Source organism: Microbacterium testaceum StLB037, assembly GCF_900104345.1.
Lineage (GTDB): Bacteria > Actinomycetota > Actinomycetes > Actinomycetales > Microbacteriaceae > Microbacterium > Microbacterium testaceum_A.
Map to the genome: position 1 here is coordinate 244988 of NZ_FNJN01000003.1, position 21851 is coordinate 266838.

Sequence of the window (21851 nt, forward strand, 5' to 3'; positions counted from 1 at the left end):
GCCGCGCGGGTTGCCGGGTTCCCGGCATCCCGGATCAGTCCCGCGCGAGGCCCTGTCCGCGGATCCATTCCTGGATGGCGGAGGTCCACCGGGTCTCGTCGTAGTTCCACAGCTTGGTGTGGCGGGCGACCGTGAACGTCTCCATCGTGACGAGGTCGGGGCGCGCCTGCGCCAGCGCGTGCGAGGCGTCGGCGGGGACGAAGCCGTCGTCGTCGCTGTGCAGGATGAGGACAGGATGCCGCAGCTCGGCCGCCCGGGAGACCCCGTCGAGACGGTCGAGAGGGATGGGCTCGCCGCTGCGTAGCGCCGTGGCTCCCCAGTTCGAGGCGAGCGTGCGTTCCGCGAGCGCGATGACGGGTGCGGGCAGGCGCATCGCGCGCCCCTGGAAGTTCAGCACCGTCCGCCAGTCGACCACCGGCGAATCCAGGACGAGGCCGGCGATCACGTCGGCGTGCGGCGACTCGAGCGCGGCCTGCAGCGACAACGCTCCGCCCATCGACCAGCCCATCAGCAGCACGCGGCGAGCCCCGTGACGGCGGGCGTAGCCGATCGCCGCGTCGATGTCGCGCCATTCGGTCGCGCCGAGGGCGTAGGTGCCGGACGGGCTGCGCGGGGCGTCTCCGTCGTTGCGGTACGAGACCACAAGGCTCGAGATGCCGAGCGCGTGGAACACGGGGACGGCGCGCAGGGTCTCGGACCTGGTCGTGCCGCGGCCGTGCACCTGGATGACCCAGACGTCGGTGTCGCCGTGGGCGGGGAACTCCCACGCGGGGCATGCGCCCACTCCGGTGTCGATGTCGATCGACTGAAACGGCAGGAGCAGGTCGTCCGGCTTGTCGAAGTACCACCCGCTGAAGGCCGCCTCGGCGGCGAGGTCTCCGTCCGCGGGTACGTGGGTGAGGAGTTTGCGGGTGACGGTGTCCTCGTCCTCGCCGACGATCGAGCCGACCCGCAGGTAGTCGGCCGATCCGACGGTGAAGAGACCGTAACGACCGGGCAGCACCGTGTCGGGAGAGCGCCCGAGCGTGATGGTCTGCGCGGCGGCGTCCAGACGCACGATGCGCGTGTCGGGGCGTCGTCCGGCGGGACGGACGACCGTTCGTGCGACGCGCAGCGAGACCGCCCCGAGAGCGGTCGCGGAGGCCGCGAGGGCGACGCCGAGAGCGGAGAGCGTGACGCGGAGGCCGGGGTTCGTGCGCTGCGATGCGCGAGGACCCGCGGCGCGCCTGGGAGCGTTCATCGAGGCCTCACTCTAGTCTGTGGCCGTGAGTGACCAGCGCCCGGCGGAGGCCGACAGCCCCTTCGCGCGAGCCGTCGAAGAGGTGCGCGACACGGCTTTCCGCGACGATCTGGTCGTCCGGCAGATCCCCTCGCCCTCGGGCTTGGCTCCTTTCTCGCTCGCTCTCGCCGGCGATGTCCGCCCCGAGGAGCACGCGACCGACTCCCCCTTCGGCACGGGACGGTTCATCCTGCTCCACGACCCCGAAGAGCCCGAACCGTGGGGCGGTGCGTGGCGCATCGTGTGCTTCGCGCAGGCCCCTCTCGAACCCGAGATCGGGGTCGACCCCCTGCTGGCCGAGGTCGCCTGGTCGTGGCTGATCGACGCGCTGGATTCGCGCGGGGCGCAGCGCCACTCGGAGTCGGGCACCGCCACCAAGACCCTTTCCACCGGCTTCGGCGCCCTGGCAGCCCAGGGTGAGGGGTCGCAGATCGAACTTCGCGCGTCATGGTCGCCGCGCGGTCCCTTCCGCCCGCACCTCGAGGCGTGGGCGGAGCTCGTGTGCATGCTCGCCGGCCTCCCCCCGGGGTCGGAGGGCGTCGCTGTTCTCGGAGCCCGGAGGCCCACGCGTGGTTGAGTACATCGTCATCGAGGATGCCGCGGGGTTCCTCGCCGCGTGCGAGACCCTGGCCGCGGGGAGCGGTCCCGTCGCGGTCGACGTCGAGCGTGCCTCGGGGTTCCGGTATTCGCAGCGTGCGTACCTGATCCAGGTGTTCCGGCGCGAGGCCGGGGTCTTCCTCTTCGACCCCTCCACGATCGAGGACTTCTCGCCCTTGCAGCGCGCCATCGGCGACGTCGAATGGGTGTTCCACGCCGCGAGCCAAGACCTGCCGTCGTTGCGCGAGCGGGGTCTCGAGCCGCCGCGCATCTTCGACACCGAGCTCGGCTCGCGCCTTCTCGGGCATGAGCGGGTCGGTCTCGGGGCCGTCGTCGAGCAGACGCTGGGCATCACCCTGGCCAAGGCCCACTCGGCCGCGGACTGGTCGACGCGCCCCCTGCCGGCATCCTGGCTCGAATACGCGGCCCTCGACGTCGAGCACCTGATCGACGTGCGTGACGTGCTGGATGCCGAGCTCACCGAGCAGGGCAAGACCGAGATCGCGAGGCAGGAGTTCCAGGCCGTGCTCGATCGCGAGCCGAAGCCTCCTCGTGACGACCCGTGGCGGCGCCTGAGCGGCCTGCACAGCGTGCGCGGTCGCCGGTCGCTGGCCGTCGCCCGTTCGCTGTGGCAGGCGCGCGAGGACTACGCCCGCGAGCAGGATGTCGCCCCCGGGCGTCTCGTGCCCGACCGCGCGCTGGTGGCCGCCGTCCTCGCCGATCCCGCGAGCAAACAGGCTCTCGCGGGCGTCAAGGAATTCAACGGCCGGGCAAGCCGCACGCAGCTCGATCGCTGGTGGAACGCGATCGTCGCCGGACGCGAGGCGACGGACCTGCCGGCGGACCGCGTCCCGAGCGACACGCTGCCTCCGCCGCGCGCGTGGGCCGATCGCAATCCCGAGGCCGATCGCCGGCTGAAGAAGGCGCGTCCGGCCGTCGAGGCGCGGGCGGAAGAGCTCCGGATGCCGACCGAGAACCTTCTCACGCCCGAGACGCTGCGTCGTCTCGCCTGGGCGCCGCCCGCCGAGACGACCGCCGAGGCCATCGGGGAGGCTCTCGCGCAGCTGGGGGCGCGGCCGTGGCAGATTGACCGGACCTCACAGGTGATCGCCGATAGTTTTGTAGCTTCCCTCAATGCCGATGACGACGTGTCCGGAACGGATTCGTAGGTTCGGACAACCGATTCTGCGGCGGATTCGCCTCTTCCTAGGCTGGGGTCATCCCAAACTATGGAGGCAGAGTGGCCGAGATGACGGACGTCTTCTTCGTCGACGGAATGCGCACCCCCTTCGGGCGCGCCGGCGAAAAAGGCATGTACTGGAACACCCGCGCCGACGACCTCGTGGTCAAGGCGATCATCGGGTTGATGGAACGCAACGGCGACGTGCCCAAGGACCGGATCGACGACGTGGCGATCGCCGCGACCTCGCAGACCGGTGACCAGGGACTGACCCTCGGGCGCACCGCGGCGATCCTCGCGGGTCTGCCGATGACGGTGCCGGGCCTGGCGATCGAGCGCATGTGCGCGGGCGCCATGACGAGCGTCACGACGATGGGCGCCTCGATCGGCGTCGGCATGTACGACATCGCCCTCGCCGGCGGCGTCGAGCACATGGGACGCCACCCCATCGGCGGAAACGTCGACCCCAACCCGCGCTTCGTGGCCGAGAAGCTCGTCGACCCGGGCGCGCTCAACATGGGCGTCACCGCCGAACGCATCCACGACCGCTTCCCGCACCTGACGAAGGAGCGCGCCGACCGCTTCGGCGCCGCCAGCCAGCACAAGGTGCAGGCCGCCTACGAGGCGGGCAAGATCCAGCCCGACCTGGTCTCGGTCGCCGTCAAGGACGCCGAGGGCGCGTGGGGTCTCGCCACGGAGGACGAGGGGCGCCGCCCCGAGACCACCGTCGAGGGCCTCGCGACGCTCAAGACGCCGTTCCGCCCCCACGGGCGCGTCACGGCCGGTACGTCGTCGCCCCTCACGGACGGTGCGACCATCAGCCTGCTCGCCGGAGCCGGCGCCGTGAAGGAGTTCGGCCTCGCGCCCAAGATGCGTATGGTGTCGTTCGCCTTCGCCGGCGTCGAGCCCGAGATCATGGGCATCGGCCCGATCCCCTCGACCGAGAAGGCCCTCAAGAAGGCCGGCCTCACGATCGACGACATCGGTCTGTTCGAGCTCAACGAGGCCTTCGCCATCCAGGTGATCTCGCTGCTCGACCACTTCGGCATCGCCGACGACGACCCGCGCGTGAACCCCTGGGGTGGCGCCATCGCCCTGGGCCACCCGCTCGCGGCATCCGGAGTGCGTCTCATGATCCAGCTGGCGGCGCAGTTCGCCGAGCGACCCGACGTGCGCTACGGCCTCACCGCCATGTGCGTGGGCCTGGGTCAGGGCGGCTCGGTCATCTGGGAGAACCCGTTCTTCGACGGAAAGAAGAAGCGCACGTGAGCAACTACACCTCGATCGACTTCACGCCCCTCGACGCCCTCACCGGCGACGAGGTGGTGACCCACTCCCCCGTCCGCGACGTGCGTCTGCCCTCGGGCAACGTGCTCGCGCTGATCACCCTCGACAACGGTCGCGACCACACCCGGCCCAACACGCTGGGACCTGCGACCCTCGCCGAGCTCGGGCAGACGCTCGAGACGCTCAAGAAGCGCGCCGACGCCGGCGAGATCCACGCCGTCGCGATCACCGGCAAGCAGTACATCCTGGCGGCGGGCGCCGACCTGTCCGACGTGGCGAAGCTGCCCTCGAAAGATGTCGCGCGCCTCATCGCACAGCGCGGACACCAGGTGATCGGGTCGCTGTCGGAGCTCGGCGTCCCCTCGTTCGCGTTCGTCAACGGCCTCGCCCTCGGCGGCGGTCTCGAGATCGCGCTCAACTCGACCTATCGCACGGTCGACTCCTCCGCCGCGGCGATCGCGCTGCCCGAGGTGTTCCTCGGGATCATTCCCGGCTGGGGAGGCGCCTACCTGCTGCCGAACCTCATCGGCATCGAGAACGCGCTCGAGGTCGTCATCTCGAACCCGCTCAAGCAGAACCGCATGCTCAAGCCGCAGCAGGCCTTCGATCTCGGGATTATGGATGCCATCTTCCCGGCGGCCAGCTACCTCGAGGACTCGCTGCGGTGGGCCGATGGCGTGCTCACCGGTCGGGTGCGCGTCGAGCGCAAGAACGAGCCGGGCAAGCTCGAGCGCCTCACCAAGTGGCCCATCGCCATCAAGATGGCCCGCGGCATGCTCGAGTCGAAGATCGGCACCGTGCCCCGCTCCCCCTACGTCGCGCTCGACCTGCTCGACAAGGCGAAGGGCGGCACCAAGGCCGAGGGCTTCGCGCGCGAAGACGAGGCGCTGGCCGAGCTCATCACGGGCGACCAGTTCGCGGCATCCATGTACGCCTTCGACCTCGTGCAGAAGCGCGCCAAGCGTCCGGTCGGGGCCCCCGACAAGGCTCTCGCGAAGAAGGTCACCAAGGTCGGCGTCATCGGCGCGGGCCTCATGGCCTCGCAGTTCGCGTTGCTGTTCGTGCGCAAGCTGCGGGTGCCCGTGATCATCACCGACCTCGATCAGGGGCGGGTCGACAAGGGCGTGGCATCCATTCGAGACGAGATCGGCAAGCTGGAGGCCAAGGGCCGCCTGGACGGCGACACCGCCAACCAGCTGCGTGCGCTCGTGCACGGCACGACCGACCGGTCTGAGTTCGCCGACTGCGACTTCGTCATCGAGGCCGTGTTCGAAGAGGTGGGCGTCAAGCAGGAGGTGTTCTCGGCCATCGAGAAGATCGTCGCCGACGACGCCATCCTCGCCACGAACACCTCGTCGCTCTCGGTCGCCGAGATCGGCTCGGTGCTGCAGAACCCGGAGCGCCTGGTGGGCTTCCACTTCTTCAACCCCGTCGCGGTCATGCCGCTCATCGAGGTCGTGAAGACGGATGCCACCTCCGACGCTGCACTGTCGACGGCTTTCGTCGTCGCGAAGGGTCTCGGCAAGAACGCCGTGCTCACCGCGGACGCACCCGGCTTCGTGGTGAACCGCCTACTGGCGAAGGTCATGGGCGAAGCCGCTCGCGCGGTCTACGAGGGAACGCCGATCATGGTGGTCGAGAAGGCGTTCGCGCCCCTCGGCCTGCCGATGGGGCCGTTCCAGCTCATCGACCTCGTCGGCTGGAAGGTCGCCGCGCACGTGCAGGACACGATGGCGCACGCGTTCCCCGACCGGTTCTTCGCCTCGGAGAACTTCCACGAGCTCGCCGCGCTCCCCGAGGTCGTCGAGAAGGACAAGGGCGGCCGCGTGACCGGCTGGACGAAGGCCGCGCAGAAGGTTCTCGTCACCGGCAAGACGCCCGTTGCGCCTGAGACGATCCTCGCCCGCGTACAGGACGGCCTCGCACAGGAGATCAAGATCATGCTCGACGAGGGCGTGGTCCCCGAGGTGCAGGACATCGACCTGTGCCTCATCCTCGGCGCCGGCTGGCCCTTCATCGATGGTGGCGCCTCGCCCTACCTCGACCGCGAGGGGGCGTCGGAGCGCGCCTTCGGCGACACGTTCCACCACCCGCCCATCCGAGGCATCGGGGCCTGACCCCGGATACGACAGCGGCGCCGTCCCGAGGGGCGGCGCCGTTGTAATTCGTGCGGGTCTACGGGCGCGACTTCTCCCACTCCTCGATCGTGGGGATCGAGCCGGTCGGCGTCTGACGCGCCATGGGGATGCGCGTGCCCAGCACCTGGGCGACCACGTCGTGTGCGATCTTCGAGGCCGTCAGGCCGGCATCCTCGAGAATCTGCTCGCGCGTCGCGTGGTCGATGAACTCGTCGGGGATGCCGAGCTCGTCGACGGCCGTGTCGACGCCCGCCTCGCGCAGCACCTGCCGCACGCGCGTGCCGACGCCGCCGACGCGGATGCCGTCTTCGATCGTGATCACGAGACGGTGCTCGCGCGCCAACTCGACGATCGAGGGCTGCACCGGGATCGCCCAGCGCGGGTCGATGACCGTCGCGCCGATGCCCTGCGCCTTGAGACGCTCGGCGACCTCGAGGGCGAGGTGCACCATCGGACCGATGCCGACCAGCAGCACGTCTTCGCTCGAGCCGCGGCTCAGCACATCGACGCCGTCGTGGAGGCGCTCGATCGCCTCGACGTCGTCGTTGACCTTGCCCTTGGGGTAACGCACCACGGTGGGCGCGTCTTCGACCGCGGTGGCCTCGCGGAACACCTCGCGCAGGCGCGCGGCGTCTCGCGGGGCGGCGATGCGGATGCCGGGGACCAGCTGCAGCATGGCCAGATCCCAGATGCCGTGATGACTCGGGCCGTCGGGGCCGGTGACGCCGGCGCGATCGAGCACGAACGTGACGCCGGCCTTGTGCAGGGCGACGTCCATCATGACCTGGTCGAACGCGCGGTTCATGAACGTCGCGTAGATGGCGACGACCGGGTGGAGGCCGCCGAAGGCCAGACCGGCGGCGGATGCCACGGCGTGCTGCTCCGCGATGCCGACGTCGTACACGCGCTCGGGGAATCTCTCGGCGAAGTGCTGCAGACCCGTGGGGCGGAGCATGGCCGCGGTCATCGCGATGATGTCCTGGCGCTCGGTGCCGACCCTCACGAGCTCTTCGGCGAAGATGTCGGTCCACTGCAGACCGCCGCCCGAGCCCAGGGCTTCGCCCGTGATCGGATCGATCTTGCCCACCGCGTGGAACTGGTCGGCCTCGTCGCTCATCGCCGGGGCGTAGCCGCTGCCCTTGTCGGTGATGGCATGCACGATGACCGGAGCACCGTACGACTTCGCGAGCTCGAGGGTCTCGATGAGTGACTCGAAGTCGTGGCCGTCGATGGGACCGAGGTACTTGATGTCGAGGTTGCTGTACAGCGCCTCGTTGTTGGTGAAGCGCGACAGGAAGCCGTGGGTGCCGCCGCGGACGCCGCGATACACGGCACGCGCCGCGGGGCCCAGGCGACGGAAGAGCGTGTCGGAGCCGCGGTGCAGCGTCCGGTAGGCGTCGTTGGTGCGCACGCGGTTGAGGTAGCGCGCCATGCCCCCGATGGTCGGGGCGTAGGACCGGCCGTTGTCGTTGACGACGATCACGAGGTTGCGCTCGTTGTCGTCGCTGATGTTGTTGAGGGCCTCCCAGGTCATGCCGCCGGTGAGGGCGCCGTCGCCCACGACGGCGATCACATGACGGTCTCGACGACCGGTGCGGCTGAACGCGCGCGACACGCCGTCCGCCCAGCTCAACGAGCTCGACGCGTGCGAGGACTCGACGACGTCGTGCTCGCTCTCGGAACGCTGCGGGTAGCCCGCGAGGCCGCCGCGCGAGCGGAGAGCCGAGAAGTCCTGCCGACCGGTGAGCATCTTGTGCACGTAGGACTGGTGCCCGGTGTCGAAGATGATCGGGTCGGACGGTGAATCGAAGACCTTGTGCAGGGCGATCGTCAGCTCGACGACGCCGAGGTTCGGACCGAGGTGCCCGCCGGTGCGGGCGACGTTCTCGACGAGGAACGAACGGACCTCCGCGGCCAGCTGTCGTAGCTGGTCGGGGTTCAGTCCGTCGAGGTCACGGGGGCCGTGAATGCCGGGTAGGAGAGCCATGAGACTCCTCTCGTGCGATTCGCGCGGGGGCCGCGCGTACGGGTCGATTCTAGTCTCCGAGGGTGCGAGAGGCCCGGCAACGGGTTGCGCGCCGGGGCCGTGTACTGTCTGCGAACGCGATGTGCCCCGGGAGCGCGAGGCTCCCGGGGCACATCGATGAAGCGGGTCAGACCAGCGAACGCAGCACGTACTGCAGGATGCCACCGTTGCGGTAGTAGTCGGCCTCACCGGGGGTGTCGATGCGGACCACGGCGTCGAACGTGACGGCCTGCTTGCCCTCGGGCGAGAACTCGCTCGGCTCGGCGGTGACCTTCACGGTCTTCGGTGTGACGCCCTCGTTGAGCTGCTCCAGGCCCTCGATCGAGACGATCTCGGTGCCGTCGAGGCCCAGCGACTTCCAGCTCTCGCCGGCGGGGAACTGCAGCGGAACGACGCCCATGCCGATCAGGTTCGAGCGGTGGATGCGCTCGAAGCTCTCGGTGATGACGGCCTTGACGCCCAGCAGGTTGGTGCCCTTCGCCGCCCAGTCGCGCGACGAGCCGGAGCCGTACTCCTTGCCGCCGAAGATGACGAGCGGGGTGCCCTGCGCCTGGTAGTTCTGGCTCGCGTCGAAGATGTACGACTGCGGGCCGCCCTCCTGGGTGAAGTCGCGGGTGTAGCCGCCCTCGACGACCGTGCCGTCGTTGACCGCTGCCGTGAGCTCGTTCTTGAGGCGGATGTTGGCGAACGTCCCGCGGATCATGACCTCGTGGTTGCCGCGACGCGAGCCGTAGGAGTTGAAGTCCTTCTGCGCGACGCCGTGCTCCATCAGGTACTGCGCGGCGGGGGTACCCGCCTTGATGTTTCCGGCCGGGCTGATGTGGTCGGTCGTGACCGAGTCGCCCAGCGTCGCCATGACGCGTGCGCCGGTGATGTCGCGCACGGCATCGGGCTGCATGGTCATGCCGTCGAAGTACGGGGCCTTGCGGACGTACGTCGAGTCGGCATCCCACTCGAAGATCGGGCCGGTCGGGGTGGGCAGGTTCTTCCAGCGCTCGTCGCCCTCGAAGACGGTGGCGTACTGCTGGATGAACTGCTCGCGCGAGATCGAGGCGTCGATGATCGTCTGCACCTGGTCGGGGGCCGGCCAGATGTCCTTCAGGAAGACGTCGTCGCCGTTCTGGTCCGTGCCCAGGGCGTCGGTCTCGAAGTCGAAGTTCATCGAGCCGGCGAGGGCGTAGGCGACGACCAGCGGCGGCGAGGCGAGGTAGTTCATCTTCACGTCGGGGCTGATGCGCCCCTCGAAGTTGCGGTTACCCGAGAGGACGGCCGTGACGGCGAGGTCGTTCTCGTTGATAGCCTCGGAGACCTCTTCGATGAGGGGTCCCGAGTTGCCGATGCAGATGGTGCAGCCGTAGCCGACGGTGTAGAAGTCGAGACCCTCGAGCGCCTTGTCGAGGCCGGACTTCTCGTAGTAGTCGGTGACGACCTTCGAGCCGGGGCCGAGCGTCGTCTTGACCCACGGCTTGCGCTTGAGGCCCTTGTCGACGGCGTTCTTGGCGAGCAGGCCCGCCGCGATCATGACCGAGGGGTTCGAGGTGTTCGTGCATGAGGTGATGGCCGCGAGCGTGACCGCGCCGTTGTCGAGCAGGTACGACTGGCCGTCGGGGGTGGTGACCTTGACGGGGTTCGACGCGTTGGCGGGGTGACCCGAAGAGATCAGCACCTCGCTCTCGGTGACGTCCTCGTGCTCTTCGCCGGGAACCGAGCCCGGGTCGGATGCGGGGAAGGTCCCGTCGACCTCGAGGTCGACGATCGAGTCGGAGACCGACGCGCCCGCGTAGTTGAGGATGTCCTTCTCGAACTGATTCTTGGCCTCGGACAGCAGGATGCGGTCCTGGGGGCGTTTCGGACCGGCGATCGAGGGGACGACCGTCGACAGGTCGAGCTCCATGTACTCGCTGAAGACGAGCTCGCGGTCGGCGTCGTGCCAGAGCTTCTGCTCCTTGGCGTACGCCTCGACCAGGGCGACGGTCTGCTCGTCGCGGCCGGTCAGGCGCAGGTAGTCGAGCGTCACGTCGTCGATGGGGAACATCGCGGCGGTCGAGCCGAACTCGGGGCTCATGTTGCCGATGGTGGCGCGGTTGGCCAGCGGCACCGAGGCGACGCCCTCGCCGTAGAACTCGACGAACTTGCCGACGACGCCGTGCTTGCGCAGCATGTCGGTGATGGTGAGGACGACGTCGGTCGCGGTCACGCCGGCGGGGATCTCGCCCGAGAGCTTGAAGCCGACGACGCGCGGGATCAGCATCGACACGGGCTGGCCGAGCATCGCGGCCTCGGCCTCGATGCCGCCGACGCCCCAGCCGAGCACGCCCAGGCCGTTGACCATCGTGGTGTGCGAGTCGGTGCCGACGCAGGTGTCGGGGTAGGCGCGGAGCACGCCGTCGACCGAGCGGTCGTAGATGACCTTGGCGAGGTGCTCGATGTTGACCTGGTGCACAATTCCCGTTCCCGGGGGGACGACCTTGAAGTCGTCAAAGGCCGTCTGGCCCCAGCGGAGGAACTGGTACCGCTCGCCGTTGCGCTCGTACTCGATCTCGACGTTGCGCTCGAGGGCGTTCTCGCTGCCGAACAGGTCGGCGATGACCGAGTGGTCGATGACCATCTCGGCGGGCGAGAGCGGGTTGATCTTGCTGGGGTCGCCGCCCAGGGCGGTCACGGCCTCGCGCATGGTGGCGAGGTCGACGATGCAGGGCACACCGGTGAAGTCCTGCATGACCACGCGAGCGGGCGTGAACTGGATCTCGGTGTCGGGGTCGGCCGTGGGGACCCACGAGCCGAGGGCCTCGATCTGCTCCTTGGTGACGTTGGCGCCGTCCTCGGTGCGCAGAAGGTTCTCGAGCAGCACCTTGAGGCTGAACGGGAGCTTCTCGTGACCGGCGACCGTGTCGATGCGGAAGATCTCGTAGTCGGTGCTGCCGACCGTCAGGGTGCTCTTGGCACCGAAGCTGTCAACCGTGGACACGATCGTCTCCTTCGTCGGCGAATGCGCAGGCGTCAGCCCGCATTTCTCCATCTTCCCCGCGCGGAGAGGTCGATTCCAGGAAGGTCGACCTAACCGCTCGGAGCTGCGGATTTATCTTGATGTCAAGATATTATCAGGACTCTCGGCGAGGGTGGAGAGCCCGCACCACGAGCCACGTCACCGCCAGCATCGGGGCGAACAGCGGCAGGCCCATGACGATCTTGAGCGTGCCGAGCGCGGTCACGTCTCCCGCGAAGTACAGCGGCAGCTGCACGGCGAGTCGTGCGACGAACAGGGCGGCCCAGGCGATCGAGAGCCACGTGTAGGCGCGGCGCTTGCGCTTGTCGGCGCGCCAGCGCGTGCCCTCGCCGAGCAGATACCCGGCGGCCAGACCGATCAGCGGCCAGCCGATGAGGGCCGAGACGAGGAACGCCGTTCCGTACGCGCCGTTCGTGAAGAAGCCCAGCACGAAGTTGTCCTGCCCGCGGCCCGTCACCAGCGACAGGACGGCGGCGCCCGCGGTCGCGAGGAGTCCGCCGATCGCGGCGCTCGGGGGCGACTTGGCGATCAGACGCGCGAGGGTGAAGACGACGGCGAGCCCGACGGACACCCCGAGGCTCACCCACAGGTTGCCCTGGCGTGTCTCGGGGTCGATCGTGACGGTGAAGAGCACGACGAACGCGAGCGAGGGCAGGACGGATTCCAGGATGCCGCGCACCCCGCCCATCGCCGACCACACGGCGGCCCCGGTCGAGGTGTGCTTCGAAGGGTCGAGCCCCGCGCGGCGCGCGGCGTTGCCGAGAGCCGCGCTGACGCTGTCCGCCGCGGACGGCGGGTCGAGGGGGACGCGGTCGTCTTCTCGCGCCGGGCGTGCGGAGTCGTCGCTCATGCGGTTCCGGGGCTCGACGGCATCCGGAGGGGGATGAGGTCGCGCGGCGGCATCGGTGACGATCCGCGGACCACGACGATCGAGCGGAAGAGGTCCTCGACGGCGGCGGCTGCCTCGACGTCGCTGGTCGCGGCTCCCCCGACGACCCCGCGCAGGAACCAGCGGGGCCCGTCGACGCCCACGAAACGCGCGAGGCGCTTGGCGGCGCCGTCCGCGCCGGCCATGACGGGCACCTCGGCGAGCAGCTCGGGACCGAGCGGGCCCTCCCGCTCTTCGACGCGGCCGCCCTGCTGCTTGACCTGCTGGCGGATCTGCTCCCGCGTCTCTTCCCACAGGCCGCTCGAGCGCGGCGCGGCGAAGGGCTGCACCTGCAGGGTGGAGTCGGCGTAGTCGAGGCCCACGGCCACGATGCGCTTGGTCTGCTCCTCGACCTCCAGGCGGAGGTTCAGCCCCTCGCGCGGGAGGATCTTGATGCCACCCAGGTCGATGTAGGGGCGGACGGGGTTCGCCTCGGCCTCGTCGAACGGACCCGCGGTCTCGCGATCGGTGGGGGCGCTCTTGAGCGCCTGCACCGCTTCGTTTCCGGGCTGGTCGGCGGTGTCGGGCGTGGTCTGCGACTCGTCGTCGGTCATCGGGTGCTCCCTTGCAGAGTCTGGTATCCGCTCGATCCGAAGCCGCCTTGACCGCGCACGCTGTCGGGCAGTTCGTCGACGGGGACGAAGCGCACGGCCGGGACGGGCATCACGATGAGCTGGGCGATGCGGTCTCCGACCGCGATGTCATAGGCCTCGTCGAGGTCGGTGTTCAACAGGGCGACCTTGATCTCGCCGCGGTACCCGGCGTCGATCGTGCCGGGCGCGTTCACGATCGTGATGCCGTGTTTGGCGGCCAAGCCGCTGCGCGGCACGACGAACGCGGCGTATCCCTCGGGAAGTGCGATGCGCACACCCGTCGAGACGAGAGCGCGTCGCCCAGGCTCCAGGCGTACCGCCTCGGCGGCGGTCAGGTCGGCTCCGGCGTCGCCGGGGTGGGCGAAGACCGGAGGCTCGGATGCGACAATGAGGACGTCCACCGTTTCGGTCACCCCACGAGGGTAATGCAGAAGAGGGGGTGCGGCATCCGCACCGCAGCCGAGTATCGAGAGCGTCTGAGCCCGTCGCTGTGGGCGTTGGTCGCCGCAGCCGTGTGCGGCCCCATGGCGGCCGTCGTCTTCTCCCCGCTCGACACGACCTTGGCCCTTTTCATCGGGCTGCTCGTGTCGGTGGCGATCGTGACGGGCCTTCTCGCGCTCGCACCGGTCATCGAGATCCGTGACGGGGAGTTCCGAGCGGGACGGGCGCACATCCCGGTCGATCTTCTGGGCGTTCCCACCGGCGTCATCGCCGAAGAAGCGCGTACCGCCCGTGGGAGTGGTCTCGACCACCGGGCGTGGCATGTCATCCGGGGCGGGATCGACGGGATCGTCACGGTTCCCGTGATCGATCCCGATGATCCGACTCCGTCGTGGGTGGTGTCCACCCGCACGCCGGACCGCCTGGTGGCGGCGATCCAGCGCGCTCAGGTCAGGCTGCGCACTCCAGGCAGATGAAGCCGGGGCCGCTCTCTTCGGCGATCTGCGAACGGTGCTTCACGAGGAAGCAGTTCATGCAGGTGAACTCGTCTTCCTGAGGGGGAAGCACGACGACATCGAGCTCGATGTCGGAAAGGTCGGCGCCGGGCAGTTCGAAGCCCGAGGGGTTATCGGCATCCTCGTTGTCGATCGACCCCGACGCCTTGTCAGGCACGCGCTCCTTGAGGGCCTCGATCGACTCGCTGTCGTCCTCGGTCTTGCGCGGTGCGTCGTAATCGGTTGCCATGCGTGCAGGTCTCTACTTCCGGTTTTCGTGGTGCTGTGCCCCATCGGGTGCCCGATCGGGCGGCCATAGTTTGCATGACCCGTCCTCGATAAGCAAATGCTCCGAGACGGGCGTGCGTGTCAGGCCTGACGGGAAACTCGCGGCGCGCCCGCGATATTCCCGGATGCGGACCGTGAGCGTGTCAGCATGAACGCTGACCGCAGATCGGAGGGGTGTTTCGTATGGAACAGCTCAAAGTCATCGGAACCGAAGATGACGTCCTCGTCGTGGCGACGCAGGCGGGCGAACGCTTCGCCCTCGCGCTCGATGAGGTGCTGCGCGCTGAGGCGCGCCGTGCGCGTCGGGACCGTGAGGACGACGACCGCGCCCCGCGCCCGAGCCCCCGAGAGATCCAGGCGCACATCCGCGCCGGCCTGTCGGCGCGCGAGGTGGCGACGCTGCTGAACGCCCGCGTCGAAGACGTCGAGCGTTTCGAGGGACCCGTGCTCGCGGAGCGCGAGCACGTCGTCGCCCAGGCGCTGGCCGTCCCGGTCCTGCTGGGTGGCACTCTCGAGCACGACTCCCCCATCACCTTCGGTGCGGCCGTCCGGGCGAAGCTCGCCGAGGCCGGTGCCTCCGCCGAGCGATGGACGAGTTGGAAGGAGTCGTCGGGCTGGTCCGTCAAGCTCGAGTTCACCGCCAACGGCATCGACCACGACGCGCGCTGGAGCTTCGACCCGCGCCGCAGCATCCTCTCGCCGCAGAACGCCGACGCGATCCAGTTGTCGCGGCAGGGATCGCTCCCCGAGGGGCTGATCCCCCGTCTGCGCGCTCTCGACAACGTCTCGAAGGACGACTCGCGGTTCGACAGCGGAGCCTTCGGGCCCCGCCGCATCGACATCGACGACGAGCCGGGCGTCGAGGCGACCGGTCCCGTCGCCCCGGCCGTTCAGGCTGCGGCGATCAAGCGAGCGCCCGATGCCCCCGTCACCTCGGCCGAGACCGCCGATCTGCTCGAGGCATTGCGTCGTCGACGCGGACAGCGCGAACCTCTGCCCGGCGCGACCGAGATCGAGCCCGAGCCGCGCCCCTCGTCGAGCGCCCCCGTGGCCCTGTTCGACGCCGTCGAGCCGGGGTACGCCGACGATGTTGACGAGTCCGCGGGCGAACCCGAGCGACCTTCGTCCGACAACGGCCGCCGGACGAAGGGACGTCCGTCGATGCCCTCGTGGGACGAGATCGTCTTCGGGGCCCGCTCCGACGAGAGCTGACGCGGGTCCTCCCCCGGCTCACGGCGCCGCAGACGCCCCTTCGGAGTGAGGGGGCCGGATGCCGGCATCCGGCGCACTCCGACAGGCTCAGGCGAACGCGCCGAGACGCAGCAGCGGAACGGTGCGTTCCTCGTCGGTGAGCGAACCGTGCTGGCCGACCATCCGCTGCGGACGCTTGTCCGCCTCGCGGTCGTCGTAGTACGCGAAGCGCCCCCGCGCGGCGACCAGGACGTCCCCGATCCGGGGACGCACGTCCTTGTCGACGGCCCCGAAGAGGCCCGCCGCGATCGCCTCATCGCGCGTCATCACCCAGGCCCGTGCGGCCTCGGTCTCGCGCCACAGGGAGGCCACGGCATCCGCTCGTCCCTCGTCCGTGTAGAGGTGGAGCATGCGGGGCTCGCCGCCGAGGAGGGCGACGCCGTCGAGGCGCGGATCGCCCTCGCGCAGCAGCACATGCTTGTGGGCGGGGACGTCAACCATGCCGTGGTCTGCGGTGATCAGGACGCCCGTGTGCGCGTCGATCCCGTCGGCGAGGCGTCGGGCCGCGGCATCCACCCGCTCGAGGGCGTCGGTCCAGCGATCGGATTCCCACCCGTCGCGGTGACCGGCCGTGTCGAGCTCGGGGGCGTACAGGTAGGTGACCGATCCCGGATGCCGTGCCGCCAGGTCGGCCGCGAGACGCACACGCTCGTCGAGGTCGTCGGAGGGGAAGAACTCGGCCCCGCGCAGTGTCGCCTCGGTGAAACCGGTGCCCGTGTACGAGGGACGCGACACCACGAAGCTCGGTCGTCCCGCGGCGGCGCGGCGGGCGAACAGCGGCTCGGAGCGCTGCCAGGTGTGCGGGTCGAGACCGTCGGTCTCCCACCCGTGCAGCTGGTTCGGGGCCTTGTCGGTCCCCGGGATGCGTGCGCGATAGCCGACGATGCCGTGCACGCCCGGACCGGTACCGGTCAGAAGACTCGACAGGGCCGCGGCGGTGGTCGAGGGGAAGACGGTTCGGGCGACATCGCGCCGACCGCCGACCGAGCCGAGGAAGCGCGCGTGCCCGCGACGGGCGGCCAGGTTGTGCGAGCCGAGGCCGTCCACGAGCATGACGATCGCGCTGCGCGCGGGCGCGAACCACTCGGATTCGCCGGTCAGCGCGGCGATCGACTGCTCCACCACACCGGTGAGGCTCCGGGAGCGCGGCGGGTCCGCCGGTAGGCTGAGTGACATCGGGCCCAGTCTCCCACAGGAGCCCCGATCCCCGTCGAGACGCGACGCCCGCCCGACCCGAGGCCGTACCTATGCCCGATTCCCGTTCCTCCTCCTCCGCGACGTCACCCGTCGTCGAGCGCATCGAAGACGTCGATGTCTCGACCGAGATGCAGGGGTCGTTCCTCGAGTACGCCTACTCGGTCATCTACTCGCGGGCCCTTCCCGACGCCCGCGACGGACTCAAGCCGGTGCAGCGCCGCATCCTGTACCAGATGGCGGAGATGGGGCTGCGACCCGACCGCGGGCACGTCAAGAGCGCTCGCGTCGTCGGCGAGGTGATGGGAAAGCTCCACCCCCACGGTGACGCCCCCATCTACGACGCCCTCGTGCGCCTCGCGCAGTACTTCTCGCTGCGGGTGCCGCTGGTCGACGGCCACGGCAACTTCGGCTCGCTCGACGACGGTCCCGCCGCGCCCCGCTACACCGAGGCGCGCCTGGCCGCCCCGGCGATGGCGCTGACCGAGAACCTCGACGAAGACGTCGTCGACTTCATCCCCAACTACGACGGGCAATTCCAGCAGCCCGAGGTGCTGCCGGCGGCCTTCCCCAACCTGCTGGTGAACGGCGCGACGGGCATCGCGGTCGGCATGGCCACGAACATGGCCCCGCACAACCTCATCGAGGTCGTCGCCGCCGCGATCCACCTGCTCCAGCATCCGGACGCCACCGTCGAAGAACTCATGGAGTTCGTGCCCGGCCCCGACCTGCCCTCGGGCGGCATCATCGTCGGTCTCGACGGCATCAAGGACGCGTACACGAACGGCCGCGGCACGTTCCGCACCCGCGCGAAGGCGTCGATCGAGTCGCTCGGCCCGCGCCGCACCGGAATCGTCATCACCGAACTGCCCTACCTCGTCGGCCCCGAGCGCGTGATCGAGAAGATCAAAGACGCGGTGCAGGCGAAGAAGCTGACCGGCATCGCCGACGTCACCGACCTCACCGACCGCAACAACGGCCTGCGCCTGGTGGTCGCCATCAAGACCGGCTTCGACCCCAAGGCCGTGCTCGAGCAGCTCTACCGCCTCACCCCGCTCGAGGACTCGTTCGGCATCAACAACGTCGCCCTCGTCGACGGTCAGCCGCAGACGCTCGGCCTGCGCGAGATGCTGCGGGTGTACATCGATCACCGCATCCGTGTCGTCACGCGGCGCAGCGAGTTCCGCCTGGCGCGTAAGCGCGAGCGGCTCCACCTGGTCGAGGGTCTGCTCATCGCGATCCTCGACATCGACGAGGTCATCCAGGTCATCCGCTCCTCGGACGACGGTGAGCAGGCCCGCACGAAGCTGCAGGAGGTCTTCGACCTCTCGCACCTGCAGGCCGAGTACATCCTCGAACTGCGCCTGCGCCGCCTGACGAAGTTCTCGCGCATCGAGCTCGAGGCCGAGCGCGATCAGTTGAACGCCGAGATCGCACAATTGGTCGAGCTGCTGGGCAGCGAGACGCTGCTCCGTCAGCAGGTGGCCAGAGAATTGGATGCCGCGGCCGACGCGTACGGCACCCCTCGCCGCACGATGCTGCTGAACGGTGGGCCCGTGCAGCCCCGCTCGGCGCGGGCCGCGGCCGCTGCCGCCGACCTGCAGATCGCCGATGCCCCCTGCCGCGTGTACCTCTCGGCCACCGGACGCATGGTCCGCGCCGAGCTGATCGCCGACGCGCCCGCCGGTGGGGTCGTTCCGCCCGCGCGCCGCTCAAAGCACGACGCGATCCGCTCCTCGGTCGATACGACCACGCGCGGCGACATCGGCGCCGTGACCTCGGCCGGTCGTCTCGTGCGCTTCTCGCCGGTGGACCTGCCGTCGGTCCCTGCGAACTCCGTCCAGGTCGCCGCGGGCACGAAGGTCGAGCAGTACCTTCCGCTCGCGAAGGGCGAGAAGGTCGTGGCCCTCGTGCCGCTGATCGACTCCCCCACCATCGCGCTCGGCACCGAGCAGGGTGTCGTCAAGCGCGTCGCGGCCACCGAGCTCGGCACGAAGGACGAGATCGAGATCATCTCCCTACGCGACGGCGACCGGGTGGTAGGCGCGGCTCCGGCCGGGGACAACGCCGAGCTCGTCTTCGTCGCGAGCGACGCGCAGCTGCTGCGTTTCGAGGCCTCTTCCGTGCGGCCCCAGGGCCGATCCGCGGGCGGGATGGCCGGCATCCGCCTCTCCGACGGCGCCCGGGTGATCGACTTCGCCGTCGTCGGGGCCTCGGCCTTCGACGCGGTGGTCGTGACCATCGCCGGCTCGTCTGCCGCCCTGCCGGGCACCGACGCGGGCAGCGCTAAAGTCTCGGCTTTCACGGAGTTCCCCGCGAAGGGGCGCGCCACCGGAGGCGTGCGCGCCCAGCGCCTGTTGCGCGGCGAAGACGGCCTCGTGCTCGCCTGGGTGGGCACCGATCCGCGCGCGGTCGGGCCCGACGGCTCGGTGCGTGCGCTTCCGGATGTCGGCGCGAAACGCGACGCCTCGGGTCAGCCCCTCGACGCCGTCGTCGGCGCGATCGGCACCGTCGTCCGCTGAGGCGCCTCCGCCGGTGCGCGTCCCTGGGGCGTGCGCGATGGCGGGAGTTTCGGGCGGCGCGCCGGTGGGGCCGAGCCGCGCGCGGCGTGTCGGTCGTGGCATCCGCGGTTGTGCTCGGGTGGGACGTGATGGCCCCAGCGGCCGGCAGGCTCAGACGTCGATGCGCTCGCGCGCGAGCCGGTCGCTCGAGTCGATGATGAACTCGCGGCGCGGGGCCACGTCGCTGCCCATGAGCAGGTCGAACACGGATGCCGCGGCCTCCATGTCCTGCACGCGCACGCGGCGCAGCATGCGGCCGGCGCGATCCATGGTCGTGGTCGCGAGCTGATCGGCATCCATCTCGCCGAGACCCTTGTAGCGCTGGATCGGCTCCTGCCAGCGCTTGTTGCCGCGCTTGAGCTTGGCGAGCAGCGCGTGCAGCTCCTGCTCGCTGTAGGTGTAGATCGTCTCGTTGGGCTTGGTGCCCGGGTTCATGACGATCACCCGGTGCAGCGGCGGGACGGCGGCGAAGACACGCCCCTCTTCGACCAGCGGCCGCATGTACCGGAAGAACAGCGTCAACAGCAGCGTGCGGATGTGCGCGCCATCGACATCGGCGTCGCTCATCAGGATGATCTTGCCGTAGCGGGCGGCGTCGAGATCGAACGAGCGTCCGGAGCCCGCACCGATGACCTGGATGATCGAGGCGCACTCGGCGTTCGACAGCATGTCGCTGATCGAAGCCTTCTGCGTGTTGAGGATCTTGCCGCGGATGGGCAGCAGCGCCTGGAACTCGCTGTTGCGCGCGAGCTTGGCCGTGCCGAGCGCGGAGTCGCCCTCGACGATGAACAGCTCGGAATCGTTGACATCGTTCGAGCGGCAGTCGACCAGCTTGGCGGGCAGCGACGACGACTCGAGGGCGTTCTTGCGTCGCTGGGTCTCTTTGTGGGTGCGCGCGGAGATGCGCGCCTTCATCTCGGAGACGATCTTCTCGAGCAGCTGAGCCGTCTGCGCCTTGTCGTCGCGCTTGGGCGAGGCGAAGCGGGCCGCGAGTTCTTTCTGGACGACGGATGCCACGATCTGGCGTACCGCCGGGGTGCCGAGCACCTCTTTGGTCTGGCCCTCGAACTGCGGCTCGGGCAGACGCACGGTGAGCACCGTGGTGAGACCCGCCAGCAGATCGTCCTTCTCGATCTTGTCGTTGCCGACCTTGAGCTTGCGGGCGTTCTGCTCGACCTGCGCGCGCAGCACCTTCATGAGCCCCTGCTCGAAGCCCTGCTGGTGCGTGCCGCCCTTGGGCGTGGCGATGATGTTGACGAATGAGCGGGTCGTGGTGTCGTAGCCCGTGCCCCAGCGCACCGCGATGTCGACCTCGCACTCGCGCGAGACCTCGGTCGGGATCATCGATCCGCCGGGCTGCAGCACGGGCACGGTTTCGGTGAAGGTGCCGGTGCCGGTGAGACGCCAGGTGTCGGTGACCGCCGCGTCGGGCGCGAGGAAGTCGGCGAACTCCGAGATGCCGCCGTCGAAGCGGTAGCTCGTCTCGACGCGCTCGTCGCTCCGCTCGTCCTGCACGACGATCTCGAGCCCCGGCACGAGGAACGCCGTTTGGCGCACGCGCTGCACGAGCTCGTCGAGCCCGAAGGTCGCGTCTTTGGTGAAGATCTGTCGGTCGGCCCAGTAGCGGATGCGCGTGCCGGTGACTCCGCGCGGCGCCTTGCCGATCACGCGCAGCTCACTGCTGCGCTCGAAGGGGGTGAACGTCGAATCGGGGGTGTCGCCCGAGAAGAGACCGGGCTCGCCGCGGTGGAACGACATCGCGTAGGTCTTGCCGCCGCGGTCGACCTCGACGTCGAGGCGCTCCGACAGCGCGTTGACGACCGACGCGCCCACGCCGTGCAGACCGCCGGATGCCGCGTACGAGCCACCGCCGAACTTGCCGCCGGCGTGCAGCTTGGTGAAGACGACCTCGACACCCGTCAGACCCGTGCGAGGTTCGACGTCGACCGGGATGCCGCGGGCGCGGTCGCGCACCTCGACGCTGCCGTCGGCGTGCAGCACGATGTCGATGCGCGAGCCGAAGCCGCCGAGGGCTTCGTCGACGGAGTTGTCGATGATCTCCCACAGGCAGTGCATGAGACCACGGGAGTCGGTGGACCCGATGTACATGCCCGGGCGCTTGCGCACGGCTTCGAGGCCCTCGAGGACCTGCAGATGATGGGCGGAGTACTCGGACGTCACGATCTCCCAGCGTAATCGGGGGCACCGACATCGCCTGCCAGACACACAGCAAGGTCGGGTCGCGTACGCGCACAGCGAAATGTGATCAAGCCGCGGCATAGGGGAAACATCCGCGTGGTTGTATATGGAGACTCGCCCACGACCACCTGAGGAGGGCACCCGACATGACCACCACGACTGCACCCGAAGCGTCAGCCGTCCTCGATCACCGCCTGACGGCGGCCGATCGCTGCGACTCCTGCGGCGCACAGGCGTACATCGCCGCTGAAGTGAACGGCAGCGAGCTGCTGTTCTGCGCGCACCACGGCCGCAAGTACGAAGAGAAGCTCCGCAGCGTCGCCACCTCGTGGCACGACGAGACGGCGCGACTCAACGCCGCCGACTGAGACCATCACCTCGAAACGGG

17 protein-coding genes are annotated in these 21851 nt (G+C 69.5%); 8 read left to right on the forward strand and 9 right to left on the reverse strand.

Features of this window, described 5'->3' with window-relative positions:
• Positions 1-34 precede the first annotated feature (34 nt).
• Complete coding sequence (locus tag BLS25_RS07395) at positions 35-1240, reverse strand: alpha/beta hydrolase family protein (RefSeq protein ID WP_074694955.1); 1206 nt, start codon at positions 1238-1240, stop codon at positions 35-37.
• 25 nt (positions 1241-1265) lie between these two features.
• On the opposite strand from BLS25_RS07395, the gene BLS25_RS07400 reads away from it, so the two are divergent.
• From BLS25_RS07400 to BLS25_RS07415, 4 genes are all read left to right on the forward strand, one after another.
• Positions 1266-1856 carry a DUF3000 domain-containing protein gene (locus BLS25_RS07400; RefSeq protein WP_056232378.1) on the forward strand — a complete coding sequence of 197 codons (591 nt, stop codon included), beginning with the start codon at positions 1266-1268 and terminating at the stop codon, positions 1854-1856.
• The gene (locus BLS25_RS07405; RefSeq protein WP_056231585.1) at positions 1849-3045 is read left to right on the forward strand and encodes a ribonuclease D; all 1197 of its coding nucleotides are present in this window, start codon (positions 1849-1851) and stop codon (positions 3043-3045) included. Before BLS25_RS07400 ends, BLS25_RS07405 begins: the two co-directional genes overlap by 8 nt.
• A gap of 71 nt (positions 3046-3116) precedes the next feature.
• Positions 3117-4325, forward strand: a complete 1209-nt coding sequence (locus BLS25_RS07410) for a thiolase family protein (RefSeq protein WP_074694956.1) — start codon at positions 3117-3119, stop codon at positions 4323-4325.
• The gene (locus BLS25_RS07415) at positions 4322-6460 is read left to right on the forward strand and encodes a 3-hydroxyacyl-CoA dehydrogenase NAD-binding domain-containing protein (RefSeq protein WP_056231575.1); all 2139 of its coding nucleotides are present in this window, start codon (positions 4322-4324) and stop codon (positions 6458-6460) included. Before BLS25_RS07410 ends, BLS25_RS07415 begins: the two co-directional genes overlap by 4 nt.
• Positions 6461-6518: 58 nt before the next feature.
• Here BLS25_RS07415 and dxs read toward each other — a convergent pair whose 3' ends face one another.
• The 5 genes from dxs to dut all read right to left on the reverse strand — a co-directional run bounded on the left by dxs (position 6519) and on the right by dut (position 13448).
• Positions 6519-8468 (reverse strand): 1-deoxy-D-xylulose-5-phosphate synthase, encoded by a 1950-nt coding sequence (dxs, locus tag BLS25_RS07420; protein WP_074694957.1) that lies wholly within the window; start codon positions 8466-8468, stop codon positions 6519-6521.
• Positions 8469-8634: 166 nt separating this feature from the next.
• Entirely contained in the window at positions 8635-11475 is a 2841-nt protein-coding gene (gene acnA / locus BLS25_RS07425) for an aconitate hydratase AcnA (protein ID WP_074694958.1), read from the reverse strand.
• Between the two features lie 133 nt (positions 11476-11608).
• Positions 11609-12364 carry a DUF3159 domain-containing protein gene (locus tag BLS25_RS07430; protein ID WP_074694959.1) on the reverse strand — a complete coding sequence of 252 codons (756 nt, stop codon included), beginning with the start codon at positions 12362-12364 and terminating at the stop codon, positions 11609-11611.
• Positions 12361-12996 (reverse strand): DUF3710 domain-containing protein, encoded by a 636-nt coding sequence (locus BLS25_RS07435; RefSeq protein ID WP_056231555.1) that lies wholly within the window; start codon positions 12994-12996, stop codon positions 12361-12363. Before BLS25_RS07435 ends, BLS25_RS07430 begins: the two co-directional genes overlap by 4 nt.
• Complete coding sequence (gene dut / locus BLS25_RS07440; RefSeq protein WP_056231552.1) at positions 12993-13448, reverse strand: dUTP diphosphatase; 456 nt, start codon at positions 13446-13448, stop codon at positions 12993-12995. Before dut ends, BLS25_RS07435 begins: the two co-directional genes overlap by 4 nt.
• A gap of 12 nt (positions 13449-13460) precedes the next feature.
• On the opposite strand from dut, the gene BLS25_RS07445 reads away from it, so the two are divergent.
• Positions 13461-13952 (forward strand): DUF3093 domain-containing protein, encoded by a 492-nt coding sequence (locus BLS25_RS07445; RefSeq protein ID WP_056231549.1) that lies wholly within the window; start codon positions 13461-13463, stop codon positions 13950-13952.
• Here BLS25_RS07445 and BLS25_RS07450 read toward each other — a convergent pair.
• Positions 13927-14220, reverse strand: coding sequence for a DUF4193 domain-containing protein (locus BLS25_RS07450; RefSeq protein WP_056231545.1), 294 nt, complete (start codon positions 14218-14220; stop codon positions 13927-13929). The genes BLS25_RS07445 and BLS25_RS07450 overlap by 26 nt on opposite strands.
• 221 nt (positions 14221-14441) lie before the next feature.
• Between BLS25_RS07450 and sepH the strand changes: the two genes are divergently transcribed.
• Positions 14442-15470 carry a septation protein SepH gene (sepH, locus tag BLS25_RS07455; RefSeq protein ID WP_074694960.1) on the forward strand — a complete coding sequence of 343 codons (1029 nt, stop codon included), beginning with the start codon at positions 14442-14444 and terminating at the stop codon, positions 15468-15470.
• 87 nt (positions 15471-15557) lie between these two features.
• On the opposite strand, the gene BLS25_RS07460 is transcribed toward sepH, so the two are convergent.
• A complete protein-coding gene (locus BLS25_RS07460) occupies positions 15558-16685 on the reverse strand; it encodes an alkaline phosphatase family protein (protein WP_074694961.1) in 1128 nt (375 codons plus the stop codon).
• Between the two features lie 71 nt (positions 16686-16756).
• On the opposite strand from BLS25_RS07460, the gene BLS25_RS07465 reads away from it, so the two are divergent.
• A complete protein-coding gene (locus BLS25_RS07465) occupies positions 16757-19225 on the forward strand; it encodes a DNA gyrase/topoisomerase IV subunit A (protein ID WP_074694962.1) in 2469 nt (822 codons plus the stop codon).
• 150 nt (positions 19226-19375) lie between these two features.
• Here BLS25_RS07465 and BLS25_RS07470 read toward each other — a convergent pair whose 3' ends face one another.
• A complete protein-coding gene (locus BLS25_RS07470; RefSeq protein WP_143017885.1) occupies positions 19376-21448 on the reverse strand; it encodes a DNA gyrase/topoisomerase IV subunit B in 2073 nt (690 codons plus the stop codon).
• 161 nt (positions 21449-21609) lie between these two features.
• Here BLS25_RS07470 and BLS25_RS07475 point away from each other — a divergent pair, with 161 nt between their 5' ends.
• Entirely contained in the window at positions 21610-21831 is a 222-nt protein-coding gene (locus BLS25_RS07475; RefSeq protein ID WP_056231527.1) for a DUF7455 domain-containing protein, read from the forward strand.
• Positions 21832-21851: the final 20 nt, after the last annotated feature.

Excerpts from the sequence above, each read along its gene's own strand:
- BLS25_RS07395 (WP_074694955.1), bottom strand. The coding sequence starts at position 1,240 with ATGAACGCTCCCAGGCGCGCCGCGGGTCCTCGCGCATCGCAGCGCACG.
- dxs (WP_074694957.1), bottom strand. The coding sequence starts at position 8,468 with ATGGCTCTCCTACCCGGCATTCACGGCCCCCGTGACCTCGACGGACTG.
- BLS25_RS07430 (WP_074694959.1), bottom strand. The coding sequence starts at position 12,364 with ATGAGCGACGACTCCGCACGCCCGGCGCGAGAAGACGACCGCGTCCCC.
- BLS25_RS07435 (WP_056231555.1), bottom strand. The coding sequence starts at position 12,996 with ATGACCGACGACGAGTCGCAGACCACGCCCGACACCGCCGACCAGCCC.
- BLS25_RS07445 (WP_056231549.1), top strand. The coding sequence starts at position 13,461 with ATGCAGAAGAGGGGGTGCGGCATCCGCACCGCAGCCGAGTATCGAGAG.
- BLS25_RS07450 (WP_056231545.1), bottom strand. The coding sequence starts at position 14,220 with ATGGCAACCGATTACGACGCACCGCGCAAGACCGAGGACGACAGCGAG.
- sepH (WP_074694960.1), top strand. The coding sequence starts at position 14,442 with ATGGAACAGCTCAAAGTCATCGGAACCGAAGATGACGTCCTCGTCGTG.
- BLS25_RS07460 (WP_074694961.1), bottom strand. The coding sequence starts at position 16,685 with ATGTCACTCAGCCTACCGGCGGACCCGCCGCGCTCCCGGAGCCTCACC.
- BLS25_RS07465 (WP_074694962.1), top strand. The coding sequence starts at position 16,757 with ATGCCCGATTCCCGTTCCTCCTCCTCCGCGACGTCACCCGTCGTCGAG.
- BLS25_RS07475 (WP_056231527.1), top strand. The coding sequence starts at position 21,610 with ATGACCACCACGACTGCACCCGAAGCGTCAGCCGTCCTCGATCACCGC.